Annotated in this window: 25 protein-coding genes; 15 read left to right on the top strand and 10 right to left on the bottom strand. The window is 66.9% G+C overall.

What is annotated here, in order from left to right; translation table 11 throughout:
- Window positions 1-44: 44 nt before the first annotated feature.
- Window positions 45-338: a type II toxin-antitoxin system RelE/ParE family toxin gene (locus ACT53T_RS14530; RefSeq protein WP_476161741.1), complete on the bottom strand. Its 294-nt coding sequence runs from the start codon at window positions 336-338 to the stop codon at window positions 45-47.
- Complete coding sequence (locus tag ACT53T_RS14525) at window positions 335-580, bottom strand: CopG family ribbon-helix-helix protein (protein WP_476161740.1); 246 nt, start codon at window positions 578-580, stop codon at window positions 335-337. Before ACT53T_RS14525 ends, ACT53T_RS14530 begins: the two co-directional genes overlap by 4 nt.
- 157 nt (window positions 581-737) lie before the next feature.
- Here ACT53T_RS14525 and ACT53T_RS14520 point away from each other — a divergent pair, with 157 nt between their 5' ends.
- Both ACT53T_RS14520 and ACT53T_RS14515 read left to right on the top strand, forming a co-directional pair.
- Complete coding sequence (locus ACT53T_RS14520) at window positions 738-998, top strand: zinc-finger domain-containing protein (RefSeq protein ID WP_018266414.1); 261 nt, start codon at window positions 738-740, stop codon at window positions 996-998.
- A gap of 10 nt (window positions 999-1,008) precedes the next feature.
- Entirely contained in the window at window positions 1,009-2,172 is a 1,164-nt protein-coding gene (locus ACT53T_RS14515) for an FAD-dependent monooxygenase (RefSeq protein ID WP_476161739.1), read from the top strand.
- On the opposite strand, the gene ACT53T_RS14510 is transcribed toward ACT53T_RS14515, so the two are convergent.
- A complete protein-coding gene (locus ACT53T_RS14510; protein WP_400769492.1) occupies window positions 2,163-2,756 on the bottom strand; it encodes a TMEM175 family protein in 594 nt (197 codons plus the stop codon). The genes ACT53T_RS14515 and ACT53T_RS14510 overlap by 10 nt on opposite strands.
- Window positions 2,757-2,885: 129 nt before the next feature.
- Between ACT53T_RS14510 and ACT53T_RS14505 the strand changes: the two genes are divergently transcribed.
- Together ACT53T_RS14505 and ACT53T_RS14500 are read left to right on the top strand one after the other, a co-directional pair.
- Window positions 2,886-3,803, top strand: coding sequence for a MipA/OmpV family protein (locus ACT53T_RS14505; protein ID WP_476161738.1), 918 nt, complete (start codon window positions 2,886-2,888; stop codon window positions 3,801-3,803).
- A 38-nt stretch (window positions 3,804-3,841) separates the two neighbouring features.
- Window positions 3,842-4,228 (top strand): hypothetical protein, encoded by a 387-nt coding sequence (locus ACT53T_RS14500; protein ID WP_400769496.1) that lies wholly within the window; start codon window positions 3,842-3,844, stop codon window positions 4,226-4,228.
- Between the two features lie 506 nt (window positions 4,229-4,734).
- On the opposite strand, the gene ACT53T_RS14495 is transcribed toward ACT53T_RS14500, so the two are convergent.
- The 3 genes from ACT53T_RS14495 to hppD all read right to left on the bottom strand — a co-directional run bounded on the left by ACT53T_RS14495 (window position 4,735) and on the right by hppD (window position 8,306).
- On the bottom strand, window positions 4,735-5,751 hold the full coding sequence (locus tag ACT53T_RS14495) for a fumarylacetoacetate hydrolase family protein (RefSeq protein WP_476161737.1): 1,017 nt from the start codon (window positions 5,749-5,751) through the stop codon (window positions 4,735-4,737).
- 9 nt (window positions 5,752-5,760) lie between these two features.
- Window positions 5,761-7,059 (bottom strand): homogentisate 1,2-dioxygenase, encoded by a 1,299-nt coding sequence (hmgA, locus tag ACT53T_RS14490; RefSeq protein ID WP_476161736.1) that lies wholly within the window; start codon window positions 7,057-7,059, stop codon window positions 5,761-5,763.
- A gap of 182 nt (window positions 7,060-7,241) precedes the next feature.
- Window positions 7,242-8,306 (bottom strand): 4-hydroxyphenylpyruvate dioxygenase, encoded by a 1,065-nt coding sequence (gene hppD, locus ACT53T_RS14485; RefSeq protein ID WP_476161735.1) that lies wholly within the window; start codon window positions 8,304-8,306, stop codon window positions 7,242-7,244.
- An 83-nt stretch (window positions 8,307-8,389) separates the two neighbouring features.
- On the opposite strand from hppD, the gene maiA reads away from it, so the two are divergent.
- The 3 genes from maiA to ACT53T_RS14470 all read left to right on the top strand — a co-directional run bounded on the left by maiA (window position 8,390) and on the right by ACT53T_RS14470 (window position 11,020).
- Window positions 8,390-9,025 carry a maleylacetoacetate isomerase gene (gene maiA, locus ACT53T_RS14480; protein ID WP_476161734.1) on the top strand — a complete coding sequence of 212 codons (636 nt, stop codon included), beginning with the start codon at window positions 8,390-8,392 and terminating at the stop codon, window positions 9,023-9,025.
- Between the two features lie 298 nt (window positions 9,026-9,323).
- Window positions 9,324-9,983 (top strand): peroxiredoxin, encoded by a 660-nt coding sequence (locus ACT53T_RS14475; RefSeq protein WP_018266423.1) that lies wholly within the window; start codon window positions 9,324-9,326, stop codon window positions 9,981-9,983.
- Between the two features lie 266 nt (window positions 9,984-10,249).
- Window positions 10,250-11,020: a L,D-transpeptidase gene (locus tag ACT53T_RS14470; RefSeq protein WP_476161733.1), complete on the top strand. Its 771-nt coding sequence runs from the start codon at window positions 10,250-10,252 to the stop codon at window positions 11,018-11,020.
- On the opposite strand, the gene ACT53T_RS14465 is transcribed toward ACT53T_RS14470, so the two are convergent.
- Window positions 11,021-11,311, bottom strand: coding sequence for an acyl carrier protein (locus tag ACT53T_RS14465; protein WP_476161732.1), 291 nt, complete (start codon window positions 11,309-11,311; stop codon window positions 11,021-11,023).
- A 196-nt stretch (window positions 11,312-11,507) separates the two neighbouring features.
- On the opposite strand from ACT53T_RS14465, the gene egtB reads away from it, so the two are divergent.
- The 7 genes from egtB (at window position 11,508) to ACT53T_RS14430 (ending at window position 20,134) form a co-directional block, all read left to right on the top strand.
- A complete protein-coding gene (gene egtB, locus ACT53T_RS14460; protein WP_476161731.1) occupies window positions 11,508-12,845 on the top strand; it encodes an ergothioneine biosynthesis protein EgtB in 1,338 nt (445 codons plus the stop codon).
- Window positions 12,842-13,804, top strand: coding sequence for an L-histidine N(alpha)-methyltransferase (egtD, locus tag ACT53T_RS14455; protein ID WP_476161730.1), 963 nt, complete (start codon window positions 12,842-12,844; stop codon window positions 13,802-13,804). Before egtB ends, egtD begins: the two co-directional genes overlap by 4 nt.
- A 238-nt stretch (window positions 13,805-14,042) precedes the next feature.
- A complete protein-coding gene (locus ACT53T_RS14450) occupies window positions 14,043-15,839 on the top strand; it encodes a PHA/PHB synthase family protein (RefSeq protein ID WP_476161729.1) in 1,797 nt (598 codons plus the stop codon).
- A 69-nt stretch (window positions 15,840-15,908) separates the two neighbouring features.
- Window positions 15,909-16,601: a Crp/Fnr family transcriptional regulator gene (locus ACT53T_RS14445; RefSeq protein WP_476161728.1), complete on the top strand. Its 693-nt coding sequence runs from the start codon at window positions 15,909-15,911 to the stop codon at window positions 16,599-16,601.
- Between the two features lie 101 nt (window positions 16,602-16,702).
- The gene (locus tag ACT53T_RS14440; protein ID WP_476161727.1) at window positions 16,703-17,158 is read left to right on the top strand and encodes a hypothetical protein; all 456 of its coding nucleotides are present in this window, start codon (window positions 16,703-16,705) and stop codon (window positions 17,156-17,158) included.
- A gap of 55 nt (window positions 17,159-17,213) precedes the next feature.
- Complete coding sequence (locus ACT53T_RS14435; protein ID WP_476161726.1) at window positions 17,214-19,445, top strand: CHASE2 domain-containing protein; 2,232 nt, start codon at window positions 17,214-17,216, stop codon at window positions 19,443-19,445.
- On the top strand, window positions 19,442-20,134 hold the full coding sequence (locus tag ACT53T_RS14430; protein ID WP_476161725.1) for an HD domain-containing protein: 693 nt from the start codon (window positions 19,442-19,444) through the stop codon (window positions 20,132-20,134). The genes ACT53T_RS14435 and ACT53T_RS14430 overlap by 4 nt, the downstream gene beginning before the upstream one ends.
- Before the next feature lie 79 nt (window positions 20,135-20,213).
- Here the strand turns inward: ACT53T_RS14430 and ftsH are convergent, their stop codons facing one another.
- Window positions 20,214-22,139: an ATP-dependent zinc metalloprotease FtsH gene (ftsH, locus tag ACT53T_RS14425; RefSeq protein WP_400769525.1), complete on the bottom strand. Its 1,926-nt coding sequence runs from the start codon at window positions 22,137-22,139 to the stop codon at window positions 20,214-20,216.
- A gap of 283 nt (window positions 22,140-22,422) precedes the next feature.
- Between ftsH and ACT53T_RS14420 the strand changes: the two genes are divergently transcribed.
- On the top strand, window positions 22,423-24,081 hold the full coding sequence (locus ACT53T_RS14420) for an urease accessory protein UreH domain-containing protein (RefSeq protein ID WP_476161724.1): 1,659 nt from the start codon (window positions 22,423-22,425) through the stop codon (window positions 24,079-24,081).
- Window positions 24,082-24,085: 4 nt separating this feature from the next.
- On the opposite strand, the gene ACT53T_RS14415 is transcribed toward ACT53T_RS14420, so the two are convergent.
- Together ACT53T_RS14415 and ACT53T_RS14410 are read right to left on the bottom strand one after the other, a co-directional pair.
- Complete coding sequence (locus ACT53T_RS14415) at window positions 24,086-24,379, bottom strand: hypothetical protein (protein WP_018266437.1); 294 nt, start codon at window positions 24,377-24,379, stop codon at window positions 24,086-24,088.
- Entirely contained in the window at window positions 24,376-24,882 is a 507-nt protein-coding gene (locus tag ACT53T_RS14410; RefSeq protein ID WP_400769531.1) for a glutathione peroxidase, read from the bottom strand. The genes ACT53T_RS14415 and ACT53T_RS14410 overlap by 4 nt, the downstream gene beginning before the upstream one ends.
- Between the last annotated feature and the right edge of the window lie 142 nt (window positions 24,883-25,024).

Below are 25,024 nucleotides of genomic sequence, written 5' to 3'. Positions count from 1 at the left end.
CTCGCGATATCAGAGCGCGCTCCCTCCCCTTTCGGGATCCGCGCTCATAATTCCTCCGGCCATTTTTGAGCCGCGTGCATGACAGTCAAAATCTCGACTTCACTCAATGTGACGCGATAGGGGATGACATAGGGAATATCGGCCAACGCCAGCTCACGCATGCCCGCGAAGCGTCCCGTGCGGCCGATCGCCGGATGTTCCGAGAGAGCATCCACCGCCGAGACGATCCGCGCGACAACGCGCCCGGCGGTGGGTGGATTGTCCTTCGCGATATGGGCGCCGATCTGGTCGAGCCGACGCAGGGCTCGCTTGGTCCAACGGATCGTGCGGCGGCTCATGCCTTACGGGCGGGCTTCACATATTTCTGGACGACCTCGGCCAGCTCAGCCTCGGAGGCGAAATCTCCGCGCTCGGCGTCGGCCAATCCGGCGTCGATCTCGGCGAGCTGCCACCCCTCGCGCTCCACGAAATCCTCGATCGCCTGCGCCGCGACGAATGAACGCGAACGGTCGAGCTTCTTGGCGAGCTTCTCGAGCTTGGCGGCGGTGGCGTCGGCCACACGGACGGTAAAGGCAGTCATGGGCGATGCCCTCGTTGGTTCATACAGATTATATGTGAACCAGATTGGTTCGATCAACGGCTTCCGCGCTCCCCGCGACCTTCCTCCCCCTACCCAAAACCGCGCGGCTCCAATATAGCTGCGCGCAGCCAACCGACCGCTCGAGGGATTCCCCGCCATGTCGCACGATTCCACACCGCACTTCCACAATCAGCCGGGCGTCGCCAAGATCACGGTCGGCTCCAAGGAATTCATGTGCATCGGCGCGCTGCCGCCCTTCGACCATCCGCATGTCTTCATCGACATGGGCGCGGCGGACGAGGCGGTCTGCCCCTATTGCTCGACGCATTATGTGTTCGACGCCGCCCTCGGCCATGGCGCGGCCGATCCGGCCGAATGCGTCTATCATTCCGAGACCGTCCTCGACCCGACCGCCTGACGCCGCGCGAATGGGCGCTCCCTTCATCGTCGTCGGCGCCGGCATAGGCGGGCTCGCGGCGGCGATCGCCCTGGCGCGCGCCGGCAAAAGGACGCTCGTCCTCGAGCAGGCCGAGCGCATTGAGGAAGTGGGCGCCGGCCTGCAAATCTCGCCCAACGCCGGGCGAATTCTACAGGGCTTCGGCATGCGCCCGGCGCTGGACGCCGTCGCCCTCGAGCCGCGCGCCCTCAATATTCGCCGCGCCGCCGACGGCGCCGTTCTGGCGCGACTGCCGCTCGCCGAGGCGCGCGACCGCTGGGGCGCGCCCTTCCGCGTCTTCCATCGCGCCGATCTGCAGAAAGCGCTGCTCGACGAGGCGCAGCGCCTCGGCGTCGAGACGCGCATCGCCGCGCGCTGCGCGGGCTTCACGCAGGATGCGGATTGCGTGCGGCCGGCGATCGGCGAGGCGACGCTGGAGGCGGCGGCGCTGATCGGCGCCGATGGGCTGCGCTCGACGATTCGCGATGCGCTCGGCCTCCTCGCAGACGACGCGCCCCGTTCGGCGCGGCTCACCGCCTGGCGGACGCTGATGCCGATCGATTCGGCGCCCGCGGCCCTGCGCGAGCGCGAAACTCACATTTGGCTCGGGCCGGGCGGACATGTCGTCCATTATCCGCTGCGCGACGCCAGCATCGTCAGCGCCGTCGCCATTATCGAGGATCGCGCCGATCGCGGCCCCATCGCCGAGACGCGCTCCGGCGAGGAACTGGTCCAGGCGATGGGCTTTTCGCGCTGGAGCCGCGATCTGCGCGCGCTGCTGGAAGCCGGCGACGCTTGGCGACGTTGGCCGCTCTACGCCCGCCCGGAGCTCACGCGCTGGGGCCGCGGCCGCGTGGCGCTGCTCGGCGACGCCGCGCATCCCATGGTGCCCTTCCTCGCCCAGGGCGCGGCGCAGGCGATAGAGGACGCCGCAGCGCTCGGCCACGCCTTCACCGATGCACGCGCGGAAGTGGAGACGGCGCTCGCGGCCTATCAATCGGCGCGAATCGCGCGGGCGACCCGCGTTCAGCGCGCCTCGCGCGAGCAAGGCGCCAATTGCCATTTCTCCGGGCCGATGGCGCTGGTGCGCGACGCGGCGGTGCGGATTATGGGCGGCGAGGGCGTGCTGTCCCGCAACGCCTGGATCTATCGCTGATCTCGTGAGCCGGCGACGGTCCTCTCTATGCGCGGATCGGGCGCGAACCACATGATCGCGACCCCCACATAGATGGCGAGCGCCAGCAGCGGAGAAGCGAAATATCCCCCGGCGACGGCGCAAAAATACAGTGCGATCGACGCTTTGGTCTTCACATCGCGGCCGAGCGCGCCGGCGAGCGGCGAGGCCGGGCCGTCCGCCCGCAATATCGCCAATGTCAGCAGATAATAAGCGATCGCCGGCAGCAGCAGCGTGAGCCCGTAGAGAATGGTGGGCGCGCGGGCGAAATCATTGTCCGCCATCCAGGCGGTGGCGAAGGGGATGAGCGACAGCCAGAACAGCAGATGCATGTTGGCCCACAGCACGCGGCCATCCACCCGCGAGACGGCGTAGAGCAGATGATGGTGATTGTTCCAATAGATGGCGACATAGACGAAGCTGAGCGCATAGCTGGCGAAAGTCGGAGCCAGCGGAATGAGCGCGGACCAATCCGCGCTATGCGGCGCCTTCAGCTCCAGCACCATTATGGTGACGATGATCGCGACGACGCCGTCGCTGAAAGCGGCCAGCCTGTCCTTTTCCATCGCTCCGCTCCGATCGCGCCCGGTGGATGCATAGCGGCGAAAAAGAGGCCGCGTCTCCACGGACTTGGCAGCTTCGGCCGGCGGCTGATAATGATGACGAATTGGTTACGCTGCAAGGAGGGTTCCGCCATGCCTCGCGCCCGCGCCGCGATGATCGGCCTTCTCGCCTGTGTCGGCCTTGCCGGCGCAGCCCCTTTTGCGCGTGCCGAGGAGCCGCGCGCGCAAGACGTCCGTGCGCAAGACGTGCGCGCGCAAGACCTGCGCACCGGGGATTTGCGCACTGGAGATCTGCGCGCGCAGGAGCCCCCTGCCCCCATATTCGCCGCGGCGGATCAGGGTTGGATCGTGACGGTGGGCGTCATGGGCGCGCTGACGCCGAGCTTTCCGGGCTCTGGCACGCTGCGCCCGTATCCGTTTCCCTCGATCAGCTTCCGACGCATCGGCGAGCCGGAGCTGTTCTCGACGCCCGACGATGGATTCGGCTTCGCCATTCTCGACTACAACGGCTTTCGCGCTGGTCCCGTGGCCAATTTCGTGTTCAAGCGCGGACAGCGCGACGGGCTCACTGGCGTGCACACTGTCGAGCTCACTCATGAGATCGGCGGCTTCGCCGAATATCAGGGCGAGCATTTCCGCACGCGCGCCGAGCTGCGGCAGGGCATAGACGGGCACAAGGGCTTCGTCGCCTCGCTGGGGGCCGATGTCTATGGCGGCGACGGCCGCGCGACGCTCTCCTTCGGACCGCGCCTCAGCCTCGGCGACAATCGATACGCCAACGCCTATTTCTCGGTGACGCCTTTCGAATCTCTGGCCAATGGCCGCATCGAGCCCTATGAGGCCAATGGCGGATTCACCGCCGCCGGCGGGCTCGCCACCTTCCGCTATGATTTCACCAAGGACACCAACGCCACCATTTACGGCGGCCTGCAGCGGCTGACCGGCAGCGTCGGCGCGAGCCCGATTCCCAATGAGATCGGCTCCCGCAATCAATTCACCGCCGGCCTCTCCATCGCCCGATCCTTCGAGCTGCGCGGCTTTTCTTGGTGAAGCGCCGCTCGCGCTCTCCTTGACTCTGACAAAGATGAATGCAAGTCTCGTTGACCATGGCCGATAGATTACGCTCGACCTTTTTCCGGCGACTGGCGCTGGGGCTCTATACGCTGACGATCATCGTCGGCGCGCTGGGCTTCGCGTCGCATCGCGGCCATGGGGGAGCGGGCGTCAGCGTCTTCGAGGATCGCGCCGCTTTCTGCCAGGATTTCCAAAAGTCCCATGGCGCGCCCAAGACGCCCTTCGTCGTCTGCTGCGACGCCTGCGTCGCCAGCGCGGCGCCGACCTTGCCGGCGACCATCACGCATATCGTTTATCGTTTCGAGATTTCCACGCGTTTCGATTTCGCCTCTCGCCTCGGTCGGGACCTCGATGAGAGCCCGGACAATCTCCGCTCGCGAGCGCCGCCTGCCTTCGTCTGATGTCGATGCGGCCCTCCCGGACGCGCTGCGTCCGGCTTGTCTCCTAAGCTTCGTTCCTCGTTTCTCTCGCGTCTGAACGCGCGGGCGTCACGTAGGCCACAGGAACAAGAAACACGAATTGTCGCGCTCTTCTCCCGGGAGCGGCGACAATTCGAGCGGACTTCCGCGAGCGCTCGCCGTCCCGGATGGCGGACCCCGCAATTGCGTCGCCCAATGTCTCATCCTCGACGCGCCTTTCCCCGAGGCGCGAAATCTCCCCCCGATGCGAGGCGGGACATGCGACGGAAAAGCGGTTCAGGGCCGGTGAGGCTCGCGGAATCTGTCGACCGACTCGAAAAAGGCGGAGATCGGACCTCCCTCCGACGAGCTGCGCCTTCCGAGCGAGCGCCGAGCGGACCAAATGCGGTCCATGCCGCCTCGCTTCTCTTGTCGGCCGCCACTGCGCGGCGCTCCCTTCTCCCCCGGAGGGAGCGCCGCCCTTGGGCGAACCATCCCCCAATGTCTCCCTAAATCTCGCTGGCCGCGACCACCTCCTGCTCGATCGCGCCGAAGATCGAGTGACCCGCGACGTCGCGCATCTCTATGCGGATGCGGTCGCCCGGCAGCAGAAATCGCGTGCGCGCCGCGCCGCCGAGGAGACTCTCGACGACGCGCTGCTCGGCGAGGCAGGAATAGCCCACCCCTCCATCGGCGATCGGCAGGCCCGGCCCGCCGTCGGCGGCGCGATTCGACACAGTGCCGGAGCCGATGATGGCGCCGGCGCAGAGCCCGCGGGTGCGCGCCGCATGGGCGATGAGGCCGCCGAAATCGAAGGTCATGTCGACGCCGGCGTCGGGCCGGCCGAGCGGCGCGCCATTGACGAAGGACAGCAGCGGCGCGGAGAGCCGCCCGCCGTCCCATGCCGCGCCGAGCTCGTCCGGCGTCACGGCGACGGGAGAAAAAGCGGAGGCGGGCTTGGATTGGAAAAAGCCGAAGCCCTTGGCCAGCTCGCCGGCGGTGAGGCCGCGCAAGGTCACGTCATTGGCCAGCATGACGAGCGCGATATGGGCGCGCGCCGACCGGGCGTCCACGCCGAGCGGAACATCGTCGGCGACGACGGCGACCTCCGCCTCGAGATCGAGGCCGAATTTCTCATCGAGAAAAGGGATGGGATCGCGCGGGCCGAGAAAGCCGTCCGAGCCGCCCTGATAGATCAGCGGATCGCTCCAAAAGGAGGGGGGCATCTCCACGCCGCGCGCCTTGCGCACCAGAGCGACGTGATTCACATAGGCCGAGCCGTCGGCCCATTGATAGGCGCGCGGCAGCGGCGACGCGCACTCATGCTCGCGAAAGCGAAAGGAGGGGATCAGCCCCGCCTCCAGCCGCTCGGCGATCTCGGCGAGCCGCGGCGCGGCGCGCGGCCAATCATCCAGCGCCGCCTGCAGAGTGGGCGCGACCGCCGCCGCCTGCGTGGCGCGCGTCAAATCCCGCGAGACGACGACGAGCCTGCCGTCGCGTCCGGCTTTCAAAGAAGCGAGCTTCATCGCTTGTCCTCACGGCGTTCCGTCGAAGCGGCGCGCGAGCCCCGCCCAGCAATCGGCATAATCATTCTGATATGTCTCGAGCCGCGCGGCGTAGCGCGTCACATGCTGCGGCAGCCGCGTCTCCAGCATGAAGGCGAGCGTCCCCTCGAGCTTTTGCGGGACCAGCGCCTCCGCGCTCGCCTGCGCGAAGCTCTGCGCATCCGGCCCATGCGGCAGCATGCTGTTGTGCAGCGAGACGCCGCCGGGCGCGAACCCCTCCGCCTTGGCGTCATAGCGCCCATAGATCAGCCCCATGAATTCGCTCATCACATTCATATGGAACCAGGGCGGACGAAACGTATGCTCGGCGACGAGCCACCGCTCGGGGAAGATCAGAAAATCGATATTGGCCGTCCCCTCCCGCTCCGAGGGCGCCGTCAGCACGCAGAAGATCGACGGATCGGGATGGTCGAAGAGCAGAGCGCCGACCGGCGCGAAGCGCCGAAGATCATATTTGTAGGGCGCGTAATCGCCATGCCAGGCGACGACATCCAGCGGCGAATGATCGAGCCCGCAGATGAAGAATTTGCCGCCCCATTTCACCGTGAGCCGGCATGGCCGCTCGACATCCTCGAAAGCCGCGACGGGCGTCTCGAAATCGCGGGCGTTGGCGAGGCAATTGGCGCCGATCGGCCCGCGATTCGGCAGAGTGAAAGGCGCGCCGTAATTTTCGCACAGATAGCCGCGCGCCGGCCCGGCGATCGGCTCCGCCTTGAATTTCACGCCGCGCGGAACGACGCCGATCTCGCCGGGCGCGATCTCCATCACGCCGAATTCGGTGACGAGGCGCAACGCGCCCTCCTGCGGCAGCAGCAGCAATTCGCCGTCGGCGTCGTAGAAATAATCATCGGTCATCGAGCGCGTGACGAAATAGAGCCCCGCCGCCATGCCGCTCTGCGCATCGACGTCGCCGGCCGTCGTCATCATGCGCACGCCGGCGAGAAAAGTGACCGCGCCATCGGGCATGGGCGGCGGCCCCCAGCGATAGCGGCCGAGCGGCAGATCATGCTCCTCGCGCGAAGGCGCGCTCGTCCAGAAGGGAAGCTCGAGCCGCTCGAAACGCCCGAAATGCTGCACCGACGGGCGAATGCGATAGAGCCAGCTGCGCGTGTTGGCGCCGCGCGGCGCGGTGAAGGGCGAGCCCGACAATTGCTCTGCATAGAGCTTATAGGGGCAATGCTGCGGAGAGTTCTGCCCGATCGGCAGAGCGCCCGGCAGCGCCTCGCTGGCGAACTCATTGCCGAAGCCGGACATGTAGCGGAGAGTCATGGCTCAATCTCCGAATGGCGGCGCGCGCCCCACCCTCCCCTTCAGGGGGAGGGTCGGACCGCGAAGCGATCCGGGGTGGGGTCGCTCCCGAGATGCGGGCGTCACCCCCTCCCGCCCGCCTTCGGCGGTCGACCTCCCCCCTCGAGGGGGAGGTGGGTTCTGCGTCGCGTCGAATTCATCCCTCACCCTCCCGCGCGCAGCACGCCGCGGTTCACCTGATCGTCCTCGATCGACTGGAACAGAGCGCGGAAATTTCCCTCGCCGAATCCCTCGTCGCCCTTGCGCTCGATGAACTCGAAGAAGATCGGCCCGATCACCGTCTTCGAGAAAATCTGCAACAGCAGCCTGCGTCCCTCGCCGTCGATGAGAATGCCCAGCTCGCGCAAGCGCTCCAGCGGCTCGCCATGGCCGGGAAGCCGCTCCTCGACGCGAGCGTAATAAGAATCCGGCGGCGCCGGCATGAATTGCAGCCCGCGCGCCCGCAGCGCCGTCACCGTGCGATAAATGTCGTCGCAGGCGCAGGCGACATGCTGAATGCCTTCTCCCCGATAAGCGACGAGATATTCCTCGATCTGACTCTTGTCGTCGACGCTCTCGTTGATCGGAATTCGTATCTTCCCGCAGGGGCTGGTCATGGCGCGCGAATGCAGGCCGGTGAGCTCGCCCTCTATGTCGAAATAGCGAATCTGCCGAAAGGAGAAGAAGCGCTCGTACCACCCGGCCCATTCGTCCATATGGCCGCGATAGACATTATGGGTGAGGTGATCGATGACCGTGAGGCCGACGCCTTCGGGATGCGGATCGCGCGCGCCGGTCCAGCGAAAATCGACGTCGAAGATCGAGCCGCGCTCGCCATAGCGATCGACGAGATAGATCAATGCGCCGCCGACGCCGACGAGCGCCGGAATCTTCAATTCCATCGGCCCGATCTTCGTCTCCGCCGCGCTCGCGCCCAAGGCGAGCGCGCGCTCATAGGCGACGCGCGCATCCGCCACGCGAAAGCCCATGGCACAGGCGCAAGGCCCATGCGCGCGGGCGAAATCCGCGGCGAAGCTGTCCGGCTCGGCGTTGAGCACATAATTCACGTCGCCCTGGCGATAGAGCGTCACATCCTTGGAGCGATGACGCGCGACGGCGACGAAGCCCATCTGCTCGAGCAGAGCCGCGAGCTTCGCCGGCTCGGGATGGGCGAACTCGACGAATTCGAAACCATCCGTTCCCATCGGATTTTCCGGCGAAGGCGACATTGCGGCCTCCTTGCGAATGGCGCACTCCTTCAACATATTGCGCGCGACCTGCGATTCCAGAGCGGACGGCGGAGACGACGGCAATGAAGCTCTATGATTATTTCCGCTCCTCGGCCGCCTATCGCGTGCGCATCGCGATCGAGCTGAAAGACTTGGACGTCGAGCGAATCCCCGTGCATCTCGCGCGCGGCGAGCAGCGCGGAGCCGATTATCTCGCAAAGAATCCGCAAGGCCTCGCGCCGGCGCTCGAGCTGGACGATGGGACGATCCTCACCCAATCATTGGCGATCATCGATTATCTCGACGCGCTCGCGCCGCAGCCGCTGCTGACGCCGAAAGATCCGCTGCTCGCGGCCAAGGTGCGCGGCGTCGCGCTCGCCATCGCCTGCGACATTCATCCGCTGAACAATCGCCGTGTGCTGGACTATTTGCGCGAGCGGCTGGGGCAGGACGACTCCGGCGTCGACGCCTGGGTCCATCATTGGGCTCTGCAGGGCGGGCTCGAGGCGGTGGAACGGCTCGTCGAGCCCGGCCCCTTCTGCTTCGGCGCGCAGCCGACGCTCGCCGACGTCTGCCTCGTGCCGCAGCTCTTCGCGGCGCGGCGCTTCTCGACGCCGCTCGAGACGCTGCCGAAGCTTCTCGCCGTGGAGGCGCATTGCCTCGCCCATCCCGCCTTCGCCGCGGCCGAGCCGTCGCGTCAGGCGGATGCGGAACCCTGACAATCGCCGCGCCCTCTGTCGCAGATGCGACAAGACGAAAGCCGAGGCGGGAAGAAAGAAATTCTTTCTCTTCATCGATACGAGACAGAACCATTCTCCGTCTCGACGCCATGTCGGCAGCTCATGTCGCAGCTGTCATGAAAAAGAGAAGGTTTCAGCATAGTACAATTGCCGACAAAATTCGCATTGAAGGCCGTTTCTCCTTCGGTATGATTTCTGCACACGATCGCGCAGCCGCCGCAAATCTCGACAGCGACGACTCGAAGAGGGTTCGAACATCGAGCGAGGAGTACCGCATATGCCGCTCCAAATTGGCGAAGCAGCGCCGGATTTCGAAGCCGACACGACCGAGGGACGCATCAAGTTCCATGATTGGATCGGCGATTCTTATGTCGTCCTGTTCTCGCATCCCAAGGACTTCACCCCCGTCTGCACGACAGAGCTCGGCTATCTCGCCAAGGTGAAAGCCGAATTCGACAAGCGCGGAACCAAGGTCATCGGGCTCAGCGTCGACAAGGTCGACAATCACGCCGCCTGGGCCAAGGACATAGAAGAAACCCAAGGCGCGGCGCCGAATTATCCCGTCATCGGCGACGCCGACCTCAATGTCTCCAAGCTCTATGGCATGCTGCCGGCGGCCGCCTCCGGCGATTCCGCGACGCGCACGCCGGCCGACAATCTGACCGTGCGCAATGTGTTCATCATCGGGCCGGACAAGAAGATCAAGCTCGTCATCGCCTATCCCATGACGACGGGCCGCAATTTCGACGAGGTGATCCGCGTGCTGGATTCGATCCAGCTGACCGCCAAGCATCGCGTCGCGACGCCGGTGAATTGGAAGCAGGGCGACGACGTCATCATCGCCGGCTCGGTCTCCGACGATGAGGCGAAGACGATCTATCCCGAGGGCTGGAAGGCGCCCAAGCCCTATCTCCGCATCGTGCCGCAGCCGAAGTAGCGCGCCTCGCCCAACTTTCCGCGAGACGAGAGAGCCCGGCGAGCCGCCGGGCTTTTTTCGTTTCCGCGTCCTTTCATTTTCGGCGCGAGCGTGGCTTTTGGTCCCCGGCTCTGCGATGATCGACGACGAGTCGGCCGGCCCTGTCACGCCCGCGCCGGCGCTCCATATGGCTCATGGGCGGGGATGCGCCATCGTCGCGGCGCCGTTCCGCTTTTCGCCTTTTTCGTCTTCGACAAAGAGCGTCGGAATCGATCGGAAAGACCGTCATGTCGCTTCATCTGCGTCTCGTCCTCGGCGTCGCCGCTCTGCTGGCCAATGCGAGCGCGGCGACCGCGCAATATTATTTCTGGCCGGAGTCGACGCAGAATGGCGCGGCGGCCGACCCCGACTACGAGGCGCAGCCGCGCCGCCAGCGCGCGCGCGCCAATTGGCCGTTCGACGAAGAGCGCCGCGACGCGCAGCGAGCGCGCGCCAGGGAAAATCACGAGCGTGACGATCGCGACCGGGAGCGCCTCGCCGCCCTGCCGCCCGACGCCGACCCGAATTATTCGACGCCGATCGACTATGACGACGATGTCGACATGCGGCAGACGCGGCGGCGTTTTATCGGCGACCCCACCGCCGAGGAGCCCGGCACGCTGACGATCGACACGCGCGCGCGGCGTCTCTATCTCTCGCTCGAGGACGGCAAGGCGGTGGAATATGCGATCGGCGTCGGCCGCACGGGCTTCGCCTGGAAGGGCGAAGCGAAGATCGGCCGCAAAGCTTTCTGGCCGGGCTGGACGCCGCCGCCGGAAATGCTGGAGCGCCGCCCCGATCTGCCCGAGCATATGGACGGGGGCTTGAGAAATCCGCTCGGCGCGCGGGCGCTTTATCTGTTCCAGGGGCAGAAGGACACTTTGTTCCGCATTCACGGAACCAATGAGCCGGAGAGCATTGGCCGCGCGGTCTCTTCCGGCTGCATCCGCATGCTCAATGCGGATGTGATCGATCTCTACAAGCGCGTCGCCAAAGGCGCCCGCGTCGTGGTGCGGTGATCACGCCGCCCGCAGGTGAGCCTCGGCCTGCAGCAGATCGCCGATGAGCGCGGCGATCGTCGCCATGGTCGCCATGCTGCGGCGCTGCAGCATGGACTTCGGAAACTCCACGCCGAGCTCCGCCTCGAGCCACAGCATCACCTGAACGGCGCAGAAGGGCGAGAGCCCGCCGGCGTAGAGATCGGCCTCGGCGGAAAGGCTCGCCACGGCGACCGGCAGACCGCCCTTGGCCTCCATGGCGCGGCGGATGATCTCGATCGACGTTTCGCTGTTCATGATTTCGGTCTTCATGGCCCCATCCCCTCGCTTCGCGCTCTCGTCGAGCGTGAAAGGAGCATAGGAGGCGCCATCCCGCGCGGCTGTGCGCCTTCGCACGAGCCTCGCCGCGAGCGTGGAGGCGGCGCGGATTGCCGGGGCGGCGGCGCGGCCTATATGCCGGCTGCTCGAGGCGCCGCAGCGGCGCGACCTTTGCCCAGGATGAGAGCCGATGGCGACGCGGCCGATGGCGCGAACGGATTTCGCTTCGCCGCCCCATGGCGAGCCTCCCCTCGAAACATTTCGCGCCCGGCTCGCGGCGACGCGCGCGCGCACTCTGGCGCTCGCCGCGCCGCTCGGCCCCGAGGATATGGCGGCGCAGGCGATAGAGGAGGCGAGCCCCACGAAATGGCATCTCGCCCATACGAGCTGGTTTTTCGAGAGCTTCGTGCTGACGCGCTTTCTGCCCGGCTATCGCCTCTTCGATCCCGCCTTCGCCTATTGCTTCAACTCCTATTACGAGGGCGCCGGCTCCCGGCAGCCGCGGCCGCAGCGCGGCCTGCTGAGCCAGCCTACGCTCGAGCGCGTCATGGCCTATCGCCGCCATGTCGAGGCGGCGCTGGAGCGGCTTTTCGATCTCGGCCTCGCGCCGCAGAGCGAGGCCGCCCGGCTGCTGGAGCTCGGCCTGCAGCATGAGCAGCAGCATCAGGAGCTGATCCTCAGCGACATTCTCGCGCTCTTCGCCGCCAATCCGCTGCGGCCGGCCTATCGCGCCGCGCCGACGCGCGGCCTTTGCGGCGCGCCGGAGCCGCTGCGCTGGATCGGCTACGCGGGCGGAATCGTGCGCATCGGAAGCGACGCGGATGATGAGCATTTCGCCTTCGACCAAGGTTTCGCCTTCGATAATGAGACGCCGCGCCATGACGCGCTGATCCACCCTTTCGAGATCGCCGATCGGCCCGTGACCAACGCCGAATGGCTGGAATTCATCGAGGACGGCGGCTATGGCGATCCCGCCTTCTGGCTCTTCGACGGCTGGGAGACGATCCAGCGCGAGGGCTGGGAGGCGCCGGCCTATTGGGAGCGGCGCGGCGACCTCTGGCTCGCCATGACGCTCGAGGGCTTGCGGCCGCTGGAGCCCGCCGCCCCTGTCGTCCATGTGAGCTTCTACGAGGCCGACGCTTTCGCCCGCTGGGCCGGCGCGCGCCTGCCCACCGAATTCGAATGGGAGACGGTGGCGCAGCAGGAGCCGATCGCCGGCAATCTGCTCGAGGACGGCGCGCTACGTCCGCTGCCGCCGGCGGAGACATTCCAGGGCCATGCGCGCCAGCTCTTCGGCGATGTGTGGGAGTGGACGGGCGGCGCATATCTCCCCTACCCCGGCTATCGTCGGCCGGCCGGCGCCATAGGCGAATACAACGCCAAATTCATGTGCGACCAGCATGTGCTGCGCGGCGGCGGCTGCGCGACGCCGCAGAGCCATATTCGCGCCAGCTATCGCAACTTCCTCCATGCGCGCCAGCGCTGGCTGTTCGCCGGCCTGCGCCTCGCCAGGGATGTCGGCCGATGACCAATGATATCGATCGCGCGACGCCTTCGGAGCCGAAGGGCCACGGCTTCGCGGCGGATGTGCTCGACGGGCTCTCGCGCGCAGAGAAGCGCCTCTCCTGCCTCTATTTCTACGATGCGGCGGGCAGCGAGCTGTTCGACGAGATCACGCGACTGCCGGATTATTATCCGACGCGCGTGGAGACGGACATTCTCGCCGCGCATGGCGAGGAGATGCTCGACGGCGCCGATGAGGACTCGGCGCTGGTCGAGTTCGGCTCCGGCTCCAGCCGCAAGACCGAACTATTGCTCGAGCGCGCGCCGCGCCTCGCGCTCTATGCGCCGATCGACGTCTGCTCCAGCGCGCTGGAGAAAGCGCGCGCACGTCTTTCCGCACGTTTCCCGCATTTGCGAGTCTGCCCCATCGTCGCCGATTTCTCGCGGCCGGCGCCGCTGCCCGCGGCGCTCGCCGATCGCCGCCGCATCGGCTTCTTTCCCGGCTCGACGATCGGCAATTTCACGCCGGACGAAGCGCGCGCATTGCTGCTGGCCATGCGCGTATTGCTCGGGCCGGGCGGGCGGCTCATCGTCGGCGTCGATCTGAAGAAAGACCCGTCACGCCTCATCGCCGCCTACAATGACGCGCATGGCGTGACGGCGGCCTTCAACCTCAATCTCCTCGCGCGCATAAATCGCGAGCTCGGCGGCGGCTTCGATCTCTCCGGCTTTTGCCATCAGGCGATCTATGACGCGCGCGCCGGCCGCATAGAAATGCGCCTCGTCAGCCGCCGACGCCAGACGGCGAAGATCGGCGGCCGCGACTTCGCCTTCTCGCGCGGCGAGACGATCCATACGGAAGACTGCTACAAATATGGCGTGGACGAGTTCCGCGTCACGGCGAGCGACGCCGGCTGGGCGCCCGGCCGCGTGTGGACCGATGCGGAGGCGCTGTTCAGCGTGCACGAGCTGCGGGCGCCGTAGGGGGCTTTCTCGATCCCGGAAATCGTAACGGCCCTCATCCCGAGACGCACGCTTTCTGAACCTTCATCGATGAAATAACAGCCGCGGCAGATCGCGCATAGCGCGGCGCCGGCTCGCGGTATAGATTTCACAGTTGCAGCTCATAGCATCGTCGTTTCAGGACGGGGCCGCGCGCCGTCACGATCATTTCATGAATTTCGCGTCGACATTAGCCCTCACCGCCACAGGAGCGACCGCGATGAACATCGTCTCCCCCGCCGTCGTCACGCCGCCGCTCGCAGATGCGACGCCGCGGGAGATCGACCATAGCGGCGACATCCCCTCCTTCGACACGCTGGATCGCGCGGCCCGCGCCTTTGCGGCGCGCTTCACGCAAGGCGTCTCTCCGCTCGCGCAAATGTCGGCCTGGCTCGATTGGGCGACGCATCTCTCCCGCGCGCCCGGCCGGCAAATCGAGCTCTCGCTCGCCGCCATGCAGGACGCCGCCCGATACGCCCAATTCGTCGCTCATGCGGCGCGCGGCGAGGCCGTCGCGGGGCCTTTCGCGCCCGCGCCTTTCGACAAGCGCTTCGATGATCCCGCCTGGGACGCGCCGCCTTTCGCCTTTTGGAAGCAGGGCTTTCTCGCGAGCGAGCATTGGTGGCGGCAGGCGACGCGCGAGGCGCGCGGCATGACGCCCAATGACGCCGCCCGCGTCGCCTTCATGGCGCAGCAATGGCTGGCGCTGTTCTCGCCCTCCAACGCCTTCTGGCTCAATCCCACGGTCATCGACCGCACGATGAAGGAGGGCGGCGCCAATCTCCTGCGCGGCGCGGAAAACTTCATCGAGGACTATACGCGCGCGCTTCTGAACACGCCCAATGGCGGCAATGGCTTTCGCGTCGGAATCGATGTCGCGGCGACGCCGGGCGAGGTGATCTTCCGCAATGAGCTGATCGAGCTCATTCAATATGGCCCCTCGACAGAGACCGTCCACGCCGAGCCGATATTTATCGTCCCGGCCTGGATCATGAAATATTACGTGCTCGATCTGCGGCCGCAGAATTCGCTGGCGCGCTATTTCGTCGCGCAGGGCTTTACCGTCTTCATGATTTCTTGGCGCAATCCGACGCCGGAAGATCGCGATCTCTCCTTCGACGATTACCGCGTCTCCGGCGTGCTCGCCGCGCTGAACGCGATCGACGCCGTGCTGCCCGGCCGCAAGGTCCATGGCTGCGGCTATTGCCTCGGCGGCACGCTGCTCTCCATCACGGCGGCGGCCATGGCGCGCGATCACGACGAGCGCCTCGCCAGCATCACTCTGCTCGCCGCGCAGACCGATTTCAGCGAGCCGGGCGAGCTGATGCTGTTCGTCGACGCCGCCCAGGTCGCTTTTCTGGAAGACATGATGTGGGACCAGGGCGTGCTCGACACGCGGCAGATGGCCGGCGCCTTCGCGGCGCTGCGCTCCAATGAGCTGGTCTGGGCCAAGGCGGTGCGCGAATATCTGCTCGGCGAGCGGCAGAAGCCCAATGATCTGATGGCCTGGAGCGCCGATCAGACGCGCATGCCCTATCGCATGCATTCGCAATATTTGCGCGGGCTGTTCCTGGAGAACCGCCTCACCGCCGGCCGCTACGCCGTGGACGGCGAGGTGGTGGCGCTGAAGGATATTTCCGCGCCGATGTTCGTCATCGGCACGGAGACCGACCATATCGCGCCCTGGCGCTCGGTGTACAAGGTCCATCTCTTCACCGACAATGAGCTGACCTTCGCGCTCACCTCCGGCGGCCATAACGCCGGCGTCGTCTCGGAGCCCGGCCATCGCGGCCGCGCCTTTCATGTCGCCTTGCGCCGCGCCGGGGACCATTATGTCTCGGCCGACAAATGGCTGGCCGCGGCGCGGCGGGAGGAAGGCTCCTGGTGGCCGCTCTGGGCGGAATGGCTCGCCGCCCGCGGCTCGGCGGAGCGCGTTTCGCCGCCGTCCATGGGAGCCGCGACGCGCGGCTTTCCGCCGCTCTGCGCCGCGCCCGGAAACTATGTCCACGAACATTGAGCGCTTGCCCCTCGACGCGAGACGAAATACTCATCAAATTGCGATGGTGGCTCTGGGCGGGGCGATACCGTGTCGAATTCTTTGTTGCGCATTGCTTATTTCGAGGGGCTCGACCCCGCCGAGGCGGAGCGGATCGCCCGCAAATGCGTTTGGCGGCGCGTGGACGAGCGCGAGCTGGTCGTCGATTACGACGACCGCTCGACCGACGTCTATTTCATCGTCTCCGGCGATCTGCGCGTGCTCATCCGCACGCCGGCGGGCAAGGAGGTCATTCTCTGCGACCTCCATCCCGGCCAGATTTTCGGGGAGATGGCGGCGATCGACGGGGCCGAGCGCTCCGCCAATGTCTCGGCTCTGACCAAATCCGAGCTGTGCATCATGCCGTCGAGCGTGTTCAAGACCGTGCTGTTCAGCCAGCCGGCCGTCTGCGAGAAAGTGCTGCGCCTGCTGACGAAGCGCATTCGCGATCTCAACTCGCGGCTGTTCGAGCGCTCCGTGCTCGATCTGCGCCACCGGCTCTATGCCGAGCTGCTGCGGCTGGCCCTGCCGCGCAAGGGCCACGAGGGCCAGTCGATCATCTCGCCGCCGCCGCTGCAGCATGATCTCGCCGCGCGCATCGGCTGCCGGCGCGAGCAGGTCAATCGCGAGGTGCAGGCGATGATCCACGAGGGCCTCGCCGAGAAGATCCGCGGCGGGCTGGTGCTGCTGCGCCCCTCGACTCTGGAGCAGCGTCTGACCGCCTGCCTCGAGCAGGCCGGCTGAGCGCGTCTTTGTGCGCTCTCGCACATATACGCGGCCGCGCGCCGGCCTAATATGGCGATACGCGCTCGACAGGAGCGCCCAACCCGCCAGACGAGCCCGCAATGTCCTTCGCCCTCATCCCTCTTTCGCGTTGCGCCGAGCTCTGCGGGCTCGCTCCCCATGAGATGATCGCCGGCGCCGCGCCCTCGCCCTTTCATCAATCCCTCTATGAGAGCTATCTGATGCTCTGCGATCGCGGCGCGGATTTCGTGCGCGATCTCATCGTCTCCGATCTGCGGCGGGCGCTCGACTTAGGCGCGACCCGCCTCGCCGCCGAATTGCTGCTGGTGCTGCGCCGCTTCCTCTCGGTTCCGCGCGGCGCGCCGCGCTTCCGGGCCGCGCCGCCGGACGGGATGGCGCTCGACGCCGCCCTCGGCGTCATCGACAGGCTGGCGACGATGCGTCCCGCGTCCGACTCGTCGCGTCTCTCGCGGTTCGGGGACCGTCGGCGACCGCCGAACTGTGTCTCCGCGCGCCCCGGCTCGGCTTGCGTCCCGAGGCGTTTCGAGTCAGCGTGACCCGCGCCTTCGGCGAACATCTCGCGCCCGCGACGGACGCACAAGGGAGGCGCGATTGAAGCGGTCGCGGCGACGCAGGCCCGCCTATTTTCTCGCGACGGCCGCCGCGGCGCTCGGCGTCGTCGCCCTCGGCCGGCTGCAGCCGCCGGCGCTGGACGATCTGCGCAATTTCGTCTTCGACTCCTATCAGCGCCTCGCCCCGCGCCCTTACGATCCGGGCCTTCCCGTGCGCGTGATCGCGGTGGACGAGGACAGCCTCGCCGCCTTCGGCCAATGGCCCTGGCCGCGCACCCGCCTCGCCGCTCTGCTCGACAAGCTCGTCGAGGCGGGCGCGGCGGCCGTCGCTTTCGATATCGTCTTCGCCGAGGCGGATCAGACGAGCCTCGATCATTATGCGCGACGCCTGCCGGAGGGGCCCGCCAAGACGCAGATCGCCGCCATCGCCGCCGGCGCCGTTCCCAACGATCAAATCTTCGCGCAATCCATCGCCGCCGCGCCGACGGCGCTCGGCCTCACCCTCTCCGGCGCCGGACCGAAGCGCGCGCCGCCGCAAAAGGCGGGCGTCGCCATGGCCGGCGACGATCCTTCCGCCTTCCTCGCCGCCTTCCCCGCCGCCATCGCGCCGATCGCGGAGCTGGCGGAGGCGGCGCGCGGTCTCGGCGCGACCAATTGGGCGCCCGATCGCGACGGCGTGGTGCGCCGCATTCCGCTGCTCGCGCTCGGCCCCGGCGGCGTCACGCCCTCCCTCGCTCTCGAGGCGCTGCGCGTCGCCCAGGGCGCCTCGACGATCATCATCCGCTCCTCCAACGCCAGCGGCGAAACCGCCTTCGGACGCCAGACCGGCGTCAATGCGGTCAAGGTCGGCGCCTTCGAGATCGCCGCCGGCGCCGCAGCGGACATTCGCCCGCGCTATGGCGCCGCGGCGCCGCAGCGTCTCGTCTCCGCGGCCGCCCTTCTCGAGGATCGCGTCCCGCGCGAGGAGATAGACGGGCGCATCGTCTTCATCGGCACCACAGCCGTCGGGCTCGGCGATATTCGCGCGACGCCGCTGCAGCCGACCATTCCGGGCGTCGAGATTCACGCGCAAATTCTCGAATCGCTGCTCTCGGGCGCGCTGCTGTCGCGGCCCGACTGGGCCAATGGCCTCGAGCTCGTCGTCGCCGGCGCCGCCTTCCTCCTCATCGCCGCGCTGCTGCCGCTGGTCGCGCCATTGGTCTCGGCGCTCGCCGCGACCGGCTTGATCGGCGCGCTCTTCGCTGCGTCTTTCCTCGCTTTCGATCGCTACGGCCTGCTCGTCGACGCGGCTTTCCCCAGCCTCTCGGCCGCGCTCGCCTATGGCGTCGGCGCCGTCGCGCTATGGCGCCAGGACCAGGCCGCGCGGCGCCATGTGCATATGGCTTTCGGCAAATTCATCGCGCCCGCCGTGGTCGAGGGCCTCGTCGAGCATCCCGAGCGGCTGGTGCTGGGCGGCGAGACGCGCGAGCTCACCGTATTGTTCTCCGATCTGCGCGATTTCTCGACCATCTCCGAGGGGCTGAGCGCGCAAGAGCTCACACATTTCATGAACGCCTATCTGACGCCGATGACGGACGCCATTCTCGATCGCGAGGGCACGGTCGACAAATATATCGGCGACGCCGTCATGGCGTTCTGGAATGCGCCGCTCGATGTCGCCGATCATCCGCGCAAGGCCGTTCACGCCGCGCTCGACATGCGCGCCGCGCTCGCGCGCTTCAACGGCGAGCGCGCCGCCGAGGCCAATCGCGAAGGGCGCGACTATCGCAAGGCGGCGATGGGCATAGGCCTCAATCTGGGGCCTTGCAGCGTCGGCAACATGGGCTCGGCGCGCCGCTTCGACTATTCGATTCTCGGCGACGTGGTGAATCTCACATCGCGGCTGGAAGGACTGTGTAAATGGTTCCGCGTGGATATTCTCGCTTCCGGCGATTTGCGCGACGCCGCCGCTGACTTCGCCTGGCTCGATCTCGGCGCGGCGCAAGTCGTCGGACGCTCGACGCCGACGCGCATCTATGCGCTCGTCGGAGACGAGAGCTTTGCGGCGAGCGCCGCTTTCGCCGCATGGCGTGACGAACATGTGACGATGATGCGCTATCATGCCGAATGGGACTTCGCCCGCGCCCGCGTCGCAGCGGCGGATTTGAGAGCGTCGGTCGAGCCGCATTGGGGTGGTTGCTATATGGCTATGGAACAGCGATTTGCGGCTTTCGAGGCGGCTCCGCCGGCGAGGACTGGAGGCGCGCCCATTTGGAAGATGGACAGCAAATGACGGGCGCGACAGTGGAAAATGCAGATGAAGCGCGCAGGCTGCGCTATTGGCGGCGAATCGCGGAAGCGCATGAGCCGGGCGCCTATCAGGCGCTCGACGACGCCTATCGCCAGCCGCATCGCGCCTATCACAGCTGGGCGCATATAGACGAGCTGCTCACAGGGCTCGAGCGTTTCGATTCGCTCGCCACGCGGCCCGATCTCATCGCCGCCGCCATCTTCTGGCACGACGCCGTGCATCTGGCGCGCGACCCGGATGGCAAGACGCGGCTGGACCGGCAGAATGTGCGCGACAGCGTCGCCGCCTTCCGCCGCCACACAATTCTCGCGGGAAGCGAGGCGCAGGCCGTCGAAGATCTGGTGATGGCGACCTCCGATCACGCCGGCGCGCGCGCGACGACGGAGCATTACGCGGGCTTCTCCGGCGATCTCGATCTCTTCGTCGATCTCGATCTCAGCCCGCTCGCCGCGCCTTGGGAAATCTTCGCCGCCAACACGCAGAAAATTCGCTCGGAATCCATCGGCGTCGAGGAGGCCGAATTCGCCGCCAATCAAGCGAAGATGCTGGAGGGACTGGCGCAAGGCGACAGGCCGGTGTTTCGCCGCGCGGAGACGCGCGCCGCATGGGACGCGATCGCGCGCGTCAATCTCGCGCGCTGCATCGCCGGGCTGCGCGCGGCGGGACGCTGACGCGAGAGCCCCGTCGAGAGGCGCAAAAAAGAAAGCCCGGCTCGCGCCGGGCTTTCTTTTTTGCTTTCGAGGACACCCATCACACCGGATGCGGCTCCAGACCGTCGGCGTCCGGCTCTGGCGAGGGACGCGCGCCGGCCGTCGGCACGGGCGAGGGACGCGCGGGCGGCGCCGCCGGCGGCACATCCTCGCGCACGGGCGTCTTGCCTTGCAGCAGGCCGATCAGCTCGTCGCCGGTCAGCGTCTCGAACTCGAGCAGGCCATTGGCCAGAACGTCGAGATCGCCACGCTTCTCGGTGAGGATGCGCTTGGCGTCGTCATAGCCTTCCTGCACCAGGCGGCGCACTTCGGCGTCGATCGTCTGCTGCGTCGCCTCGGAGAGCGTCTGCGTGCGGCCCATGGAATAGCCGAGGAACTGCTCCTGCTGCGGCTCGGCGTACGCCACTGTGCCGAGCTTGTCGGAGAAGCCGAGCTGCGTCACCATCGCCCGCGCGATGCGCGTGCATTGCTGAATGTCGCTCGCCGCGCCCGACGTCACCTTATCGTGGCCGAAGACGAGCTCCTCCGCGACGCGTCCGCCCATCGCCAATGCGAGCATGGCTTTGAGCTGCTCATAGCTCTGCGAGATCTGATCGCGCTCCGGCAGGCCCTGCACCATGCCCAGCGCGCGGCCGCGCGGGATGATCGTCGCCTTATGGATCGGGATGGAGCCCGGCATGTTGAGCTGCACCAGCGCATGGCCGCCCTCGTGGAAGGCGGTGAGGCGCTTCTCCTCCTCCGTCATCACCAGAGTGCGACGCTCGGCGCCCATCATGATCTTGTCGCGCGAGTCCTCGAACTCCTGCCGCGTGACGATGCGCTTGCTGCGACGGGCCGCGAGCAGAGCCGCCTCGTTCACCAAGTTCATCAGATCGGCGCCGGAGAAGCCCGGGGTGCCGCGCGCGACGACCTTGAGGTCCACATCCGGCGCCAGCGGCACCTTGCGGGCGTGAACCTTGAGGATCTTCTCGCGGCCGATGAAGTCCGGGTTCGGCACGTTGATCTGACGATCGAAGCGGCCGGGACGCATCAGCGCCGGATCGAGCACGTCGGGACGGTTGGTCGCGGCGATGAGGATGATGCCCTCATTGGCCTCGAAGCCGTCCATCTCGACGAGAAGCTGGTTGAGCGTCTGCTCGCGCTCGTCATTGCCGCCCCCGAGCCCAGCGCCGCGGTGACGACCGACGGCGTCGATCTCATCGACGAAGATGATGCAGGGCGCGTTCTTCTTCGCCTGCTCGAACATGTCGCGCACGCGGGAGGCGCCGACGCCGACGAACATTTCGACGAAGTCCGAGCCCGATATGGTGAAGAAGGGGACGTTCGCCTCGCCGGCGATGGCGCGGGCGAGCAGCGTCTTGCCCGTGCCAGGCGGGCCGACGAGCAGCACGCCGCGCGGAATGCGGCCGCCGAGGCGCTGGAACTTCTGCGGATCGCGCAGAAACTCGACGATCTCCTGCAAATCTTCCTTGGCCTCGTCGACGCCGGCGACATCCTCGAAAGTGACGCGGCCTTGCGTTTCCGTCAGCAGCTTGGCCTTGGACTTGCCGAAGCCGAGCGCGCGGCCGCCGGCGCCGCCCTGCATCTGGCGGGCGAGGAAAATCCACACGCCGAGAAAGGCGATGAGCGGCAGCGCATTCAAGAACAAGGTCATCCACCAGCCGCCGCCGTCGCTCGCGGGACGCGCGCTGATGGCGACATTCTTCGCGGTCAGCCGCTGCACCAGCGACGGATCATTCGGCGCATAAGTGGTGAAGGAGCGATTATCCGCGAAATGCCCGCTGATCTCGTTGCCGGCGATGGTCACGTCATGGACGCGGCCGAGATCGATCTGCGCCAGCAATTCGCTGAAGTTGATGTCGCGTCCGGCGCTGCGCTGGTTGCGCTGATCGAACAGCATGGCCAGAGCGACGGCGAGCAGCGCGACTATCGCGAATATCATGAAGGGCTTGTAATTCACTTTCATCGACGACCTCCGACGGACCGTCAGCCGGCCGCGGGAGACACATTTCCCGCGTCGACGGCGCGTGTCGCTTTTATGACCTTACGACAGCATTCCCAAGTCGCCAAATTAAATGCAGTCATGCGCCATGGCGAGAAAACATGAGCGCGGCCCGATGGCCCGGCCACGCCTTCGCTGCAGCCGCTCCGCCCGCTCCCGAGACAAAAAGTCGCAGCGCCGCTCCGTCGCAGGCGCCTTTTCCCGAGCCTGCGCTCGGACAGATATGATTTGAAAAGGAGAGCGGCGGATGGAGGAGGCGAGCGTCGGCTCTGCGACACTCGGCTTTCGCGCGCGCGGGATGCATTGCCACGGCTGCGAGCGGGCCATCGAGCGCGCCGTCGGCGAGCTTCCCGGCGTCGCGAACGCGAAGGCCGATTATCCGACCGAGCGCGTGAGCGTGGCCTATGACCCCGCCGCGGTCACGCCGAAGGCGATCCGCGCGGCGGTCGAGCGCCAGGGCTATCGCGTTGTCCCCATGGAGGAGCCCGGCGGCGGCCGCCTCGGCAAGATTCTCGGCGTGCTGCTCGGCCTCGCCGGCGTCGCTCTGCTGATCTTCATCGACACGCATTGGATCGGCGAGGCCGGCGCGCCGGACATCGGCCGCCATATGAGCCTCGATCTGATTTTCCTGCTCGGCCTGCTCACCGGCTTTCATTGCATCGGCATGTGCGGCGGCTTGGTGCTGAGCTATGCGGCCGATGACGCGCGCCTGGGGCGTCCGTCCTATCGCTCGCATCTGCTCTATGGCGCGGGCAAGACGATCTCCTACACGGCGATCGGCGCCTTGTTCGGCCTCGTCGGCGCCTTCATCGCCTTCACGCCCATGCTGCGCGGCGTCGCCGGCGTCGCGGCCGGCGCTTTTCTGATCGTCTTCGGCCTCAACATGCTCGGCCTGTTCGCGCCGCTGCGGCGCTTTCGCTTCGCGCTCCCCGCGCCCTTGCAGCGCTCTGTCGATCGGCGCGCGGCGGGCTCGCATCGGCCTTTCGTCATCGGCCTCTTCAACGGGCTGATGATCGCCTGCGGGCCGCTGCAGGCGATGTATGTGATGGCGGCGGGAACCGGCAGCGCGCTCGAGGGCGCGAAAATGCTGCTCGCCTTCGGGCTCGGCACGCTGCCCGTCATGCTGAGCTTCGGCGCGCTGTCGACTCTCGTCTCCGCCTCGCTGACGCATCGCCTGCTGATGGCCTCGGGCGCGATCGTCGTCGCGCTCGGCGCGGTGATGATCAATCGCGGCATGATCCTCACCGGCTGGGGCTATGATCTGCAATCCATGATCGGAACATTGCGCGGCGCGGCCGAGCGCTCGATTCTCTCGCCCGCGCCTGCGCCCTCCCCTGCGCCGGCAGCCGCGCCCGCCGTGGGGCCGCAGGCTTCGGCGCCGCAGCCGCGCGGCGCCTATCAGACGATCGAGATGGATGTCGTGGCCACGGGCTTCTCGCCCAATCGCTTCTCGCTCATCGCGGGCGTCCCCGTGCATTGGGTGATCGACGGAAAAGAGATCACCAGCTGCAATCGCCGCATCGTCGTTCCCAGCCTCGATCTCCAATTCGACGTGAAGCCCGGCGTGCAGACGATCGAGTTCACGCCGCGCGCGGCCGGCGTCATTCATTGGAGCTGCTGGATGGGCATGCTGCGCGGCGAGTTCGACGTGCGGGACGCGCCCGCTCCGGCCGTCGCCGAGACGACGCCGTCGCCGCAAACGCCGGCGGGCGAAAGGCCGAGCGCGCGCTCCATCGCGCATGACGACCTCTATCGCATCGCCGCGGGCGACACGCTGCACGACATCGCCGTGAAGCTCTATGGCGACGGCGCGCGCTGGAAGGCGATTCTCGCCGCCAATCCGGGGCTCGATCCGCGGCGGCTGAAGCCCGGCGAGACGATAAGGGCGCCGCGCGACGCGCGCTGACCGCTCACGCCAAATATTTGGGCAGCTCGCGCTCGAATTCGGGAAAATACAGCGAGATCACGCTCACATCGAATTGCCCGAGAATCTGCTCCTTGGGCTCGCGTTCGAGCAGAAAGCGGAAGGCCGCGTCGAGACATTGCTCGGCGCTGGAGACGCCCCCGCCCAATCGCTCGGCGAGCACGCGCGACATGGTCACGCGATGGCGCGACTTGCTCGCGGCGTCGCGCACCACGACATCGAAGGTGAGGGTATTGGGAGCGCCATTGTCGCGGCGCGCAATATCGATCGCGATGGTCATGCAGCCTCCGCCAGAAGCGTCTCTATATCCGCTGCGATCGCCTGCGGCCGATCGGTCGGCGCATAGCGCTTCACGACGCGGCCCTTTCGATCGACGAGAAATTTGGTGAAATTCCATTTGATCGCCTGCGTGCCGAAAACTCCGGGCGCCTGCGCCTTCAAGAAACGATAGAGCGGATGCGCATTTTCGCCATTCACGTCGATCTTGGCGAAGAGCGGAAAGGTGACGTCATAGCTCGCCGAGCAGAAGGCGCCGATGGCGGCCTCATCGCCGGGCTCCTGATGGCCGAACTGGTTGCAGGGAAAGCCGAGCACGGCGAAGCCGCGGTCGCGATAGGCGCGCCACAGCGCCTCGAGCCCCTGATATTGCGGGGTGAAGCCGCATTTGCTCGCGACATTGACGATCAGCAGCGCCTGGCCGGCCCAATCGGCGAGGCTCGCGCTTTCGCCGTTCAGGCGACGCGCTTCGAAATCATGGACGCGATTCTCGCAGTCAGGGCTCATGGCCGAGGCGACCTCTGGACATATTCGCCTCGATCGCGGCGCGCGAGGGGCTCCCCGAAACCGCCGCTGAACGGCGGATCGGCGGAGCCACTCGGCCAATATGGCGCAGACTCGCGCTTTCGTCACCGCGCCCGCCGGCATC

Source organism: Methylosinus sp. DMC45 (assembly GCF_056313885.1).
The sequence above is the reverse complement of the archived record's forward strand: the minus strand, read 5'-3'. Positions and strand labels throughout refer to the sequence as shown.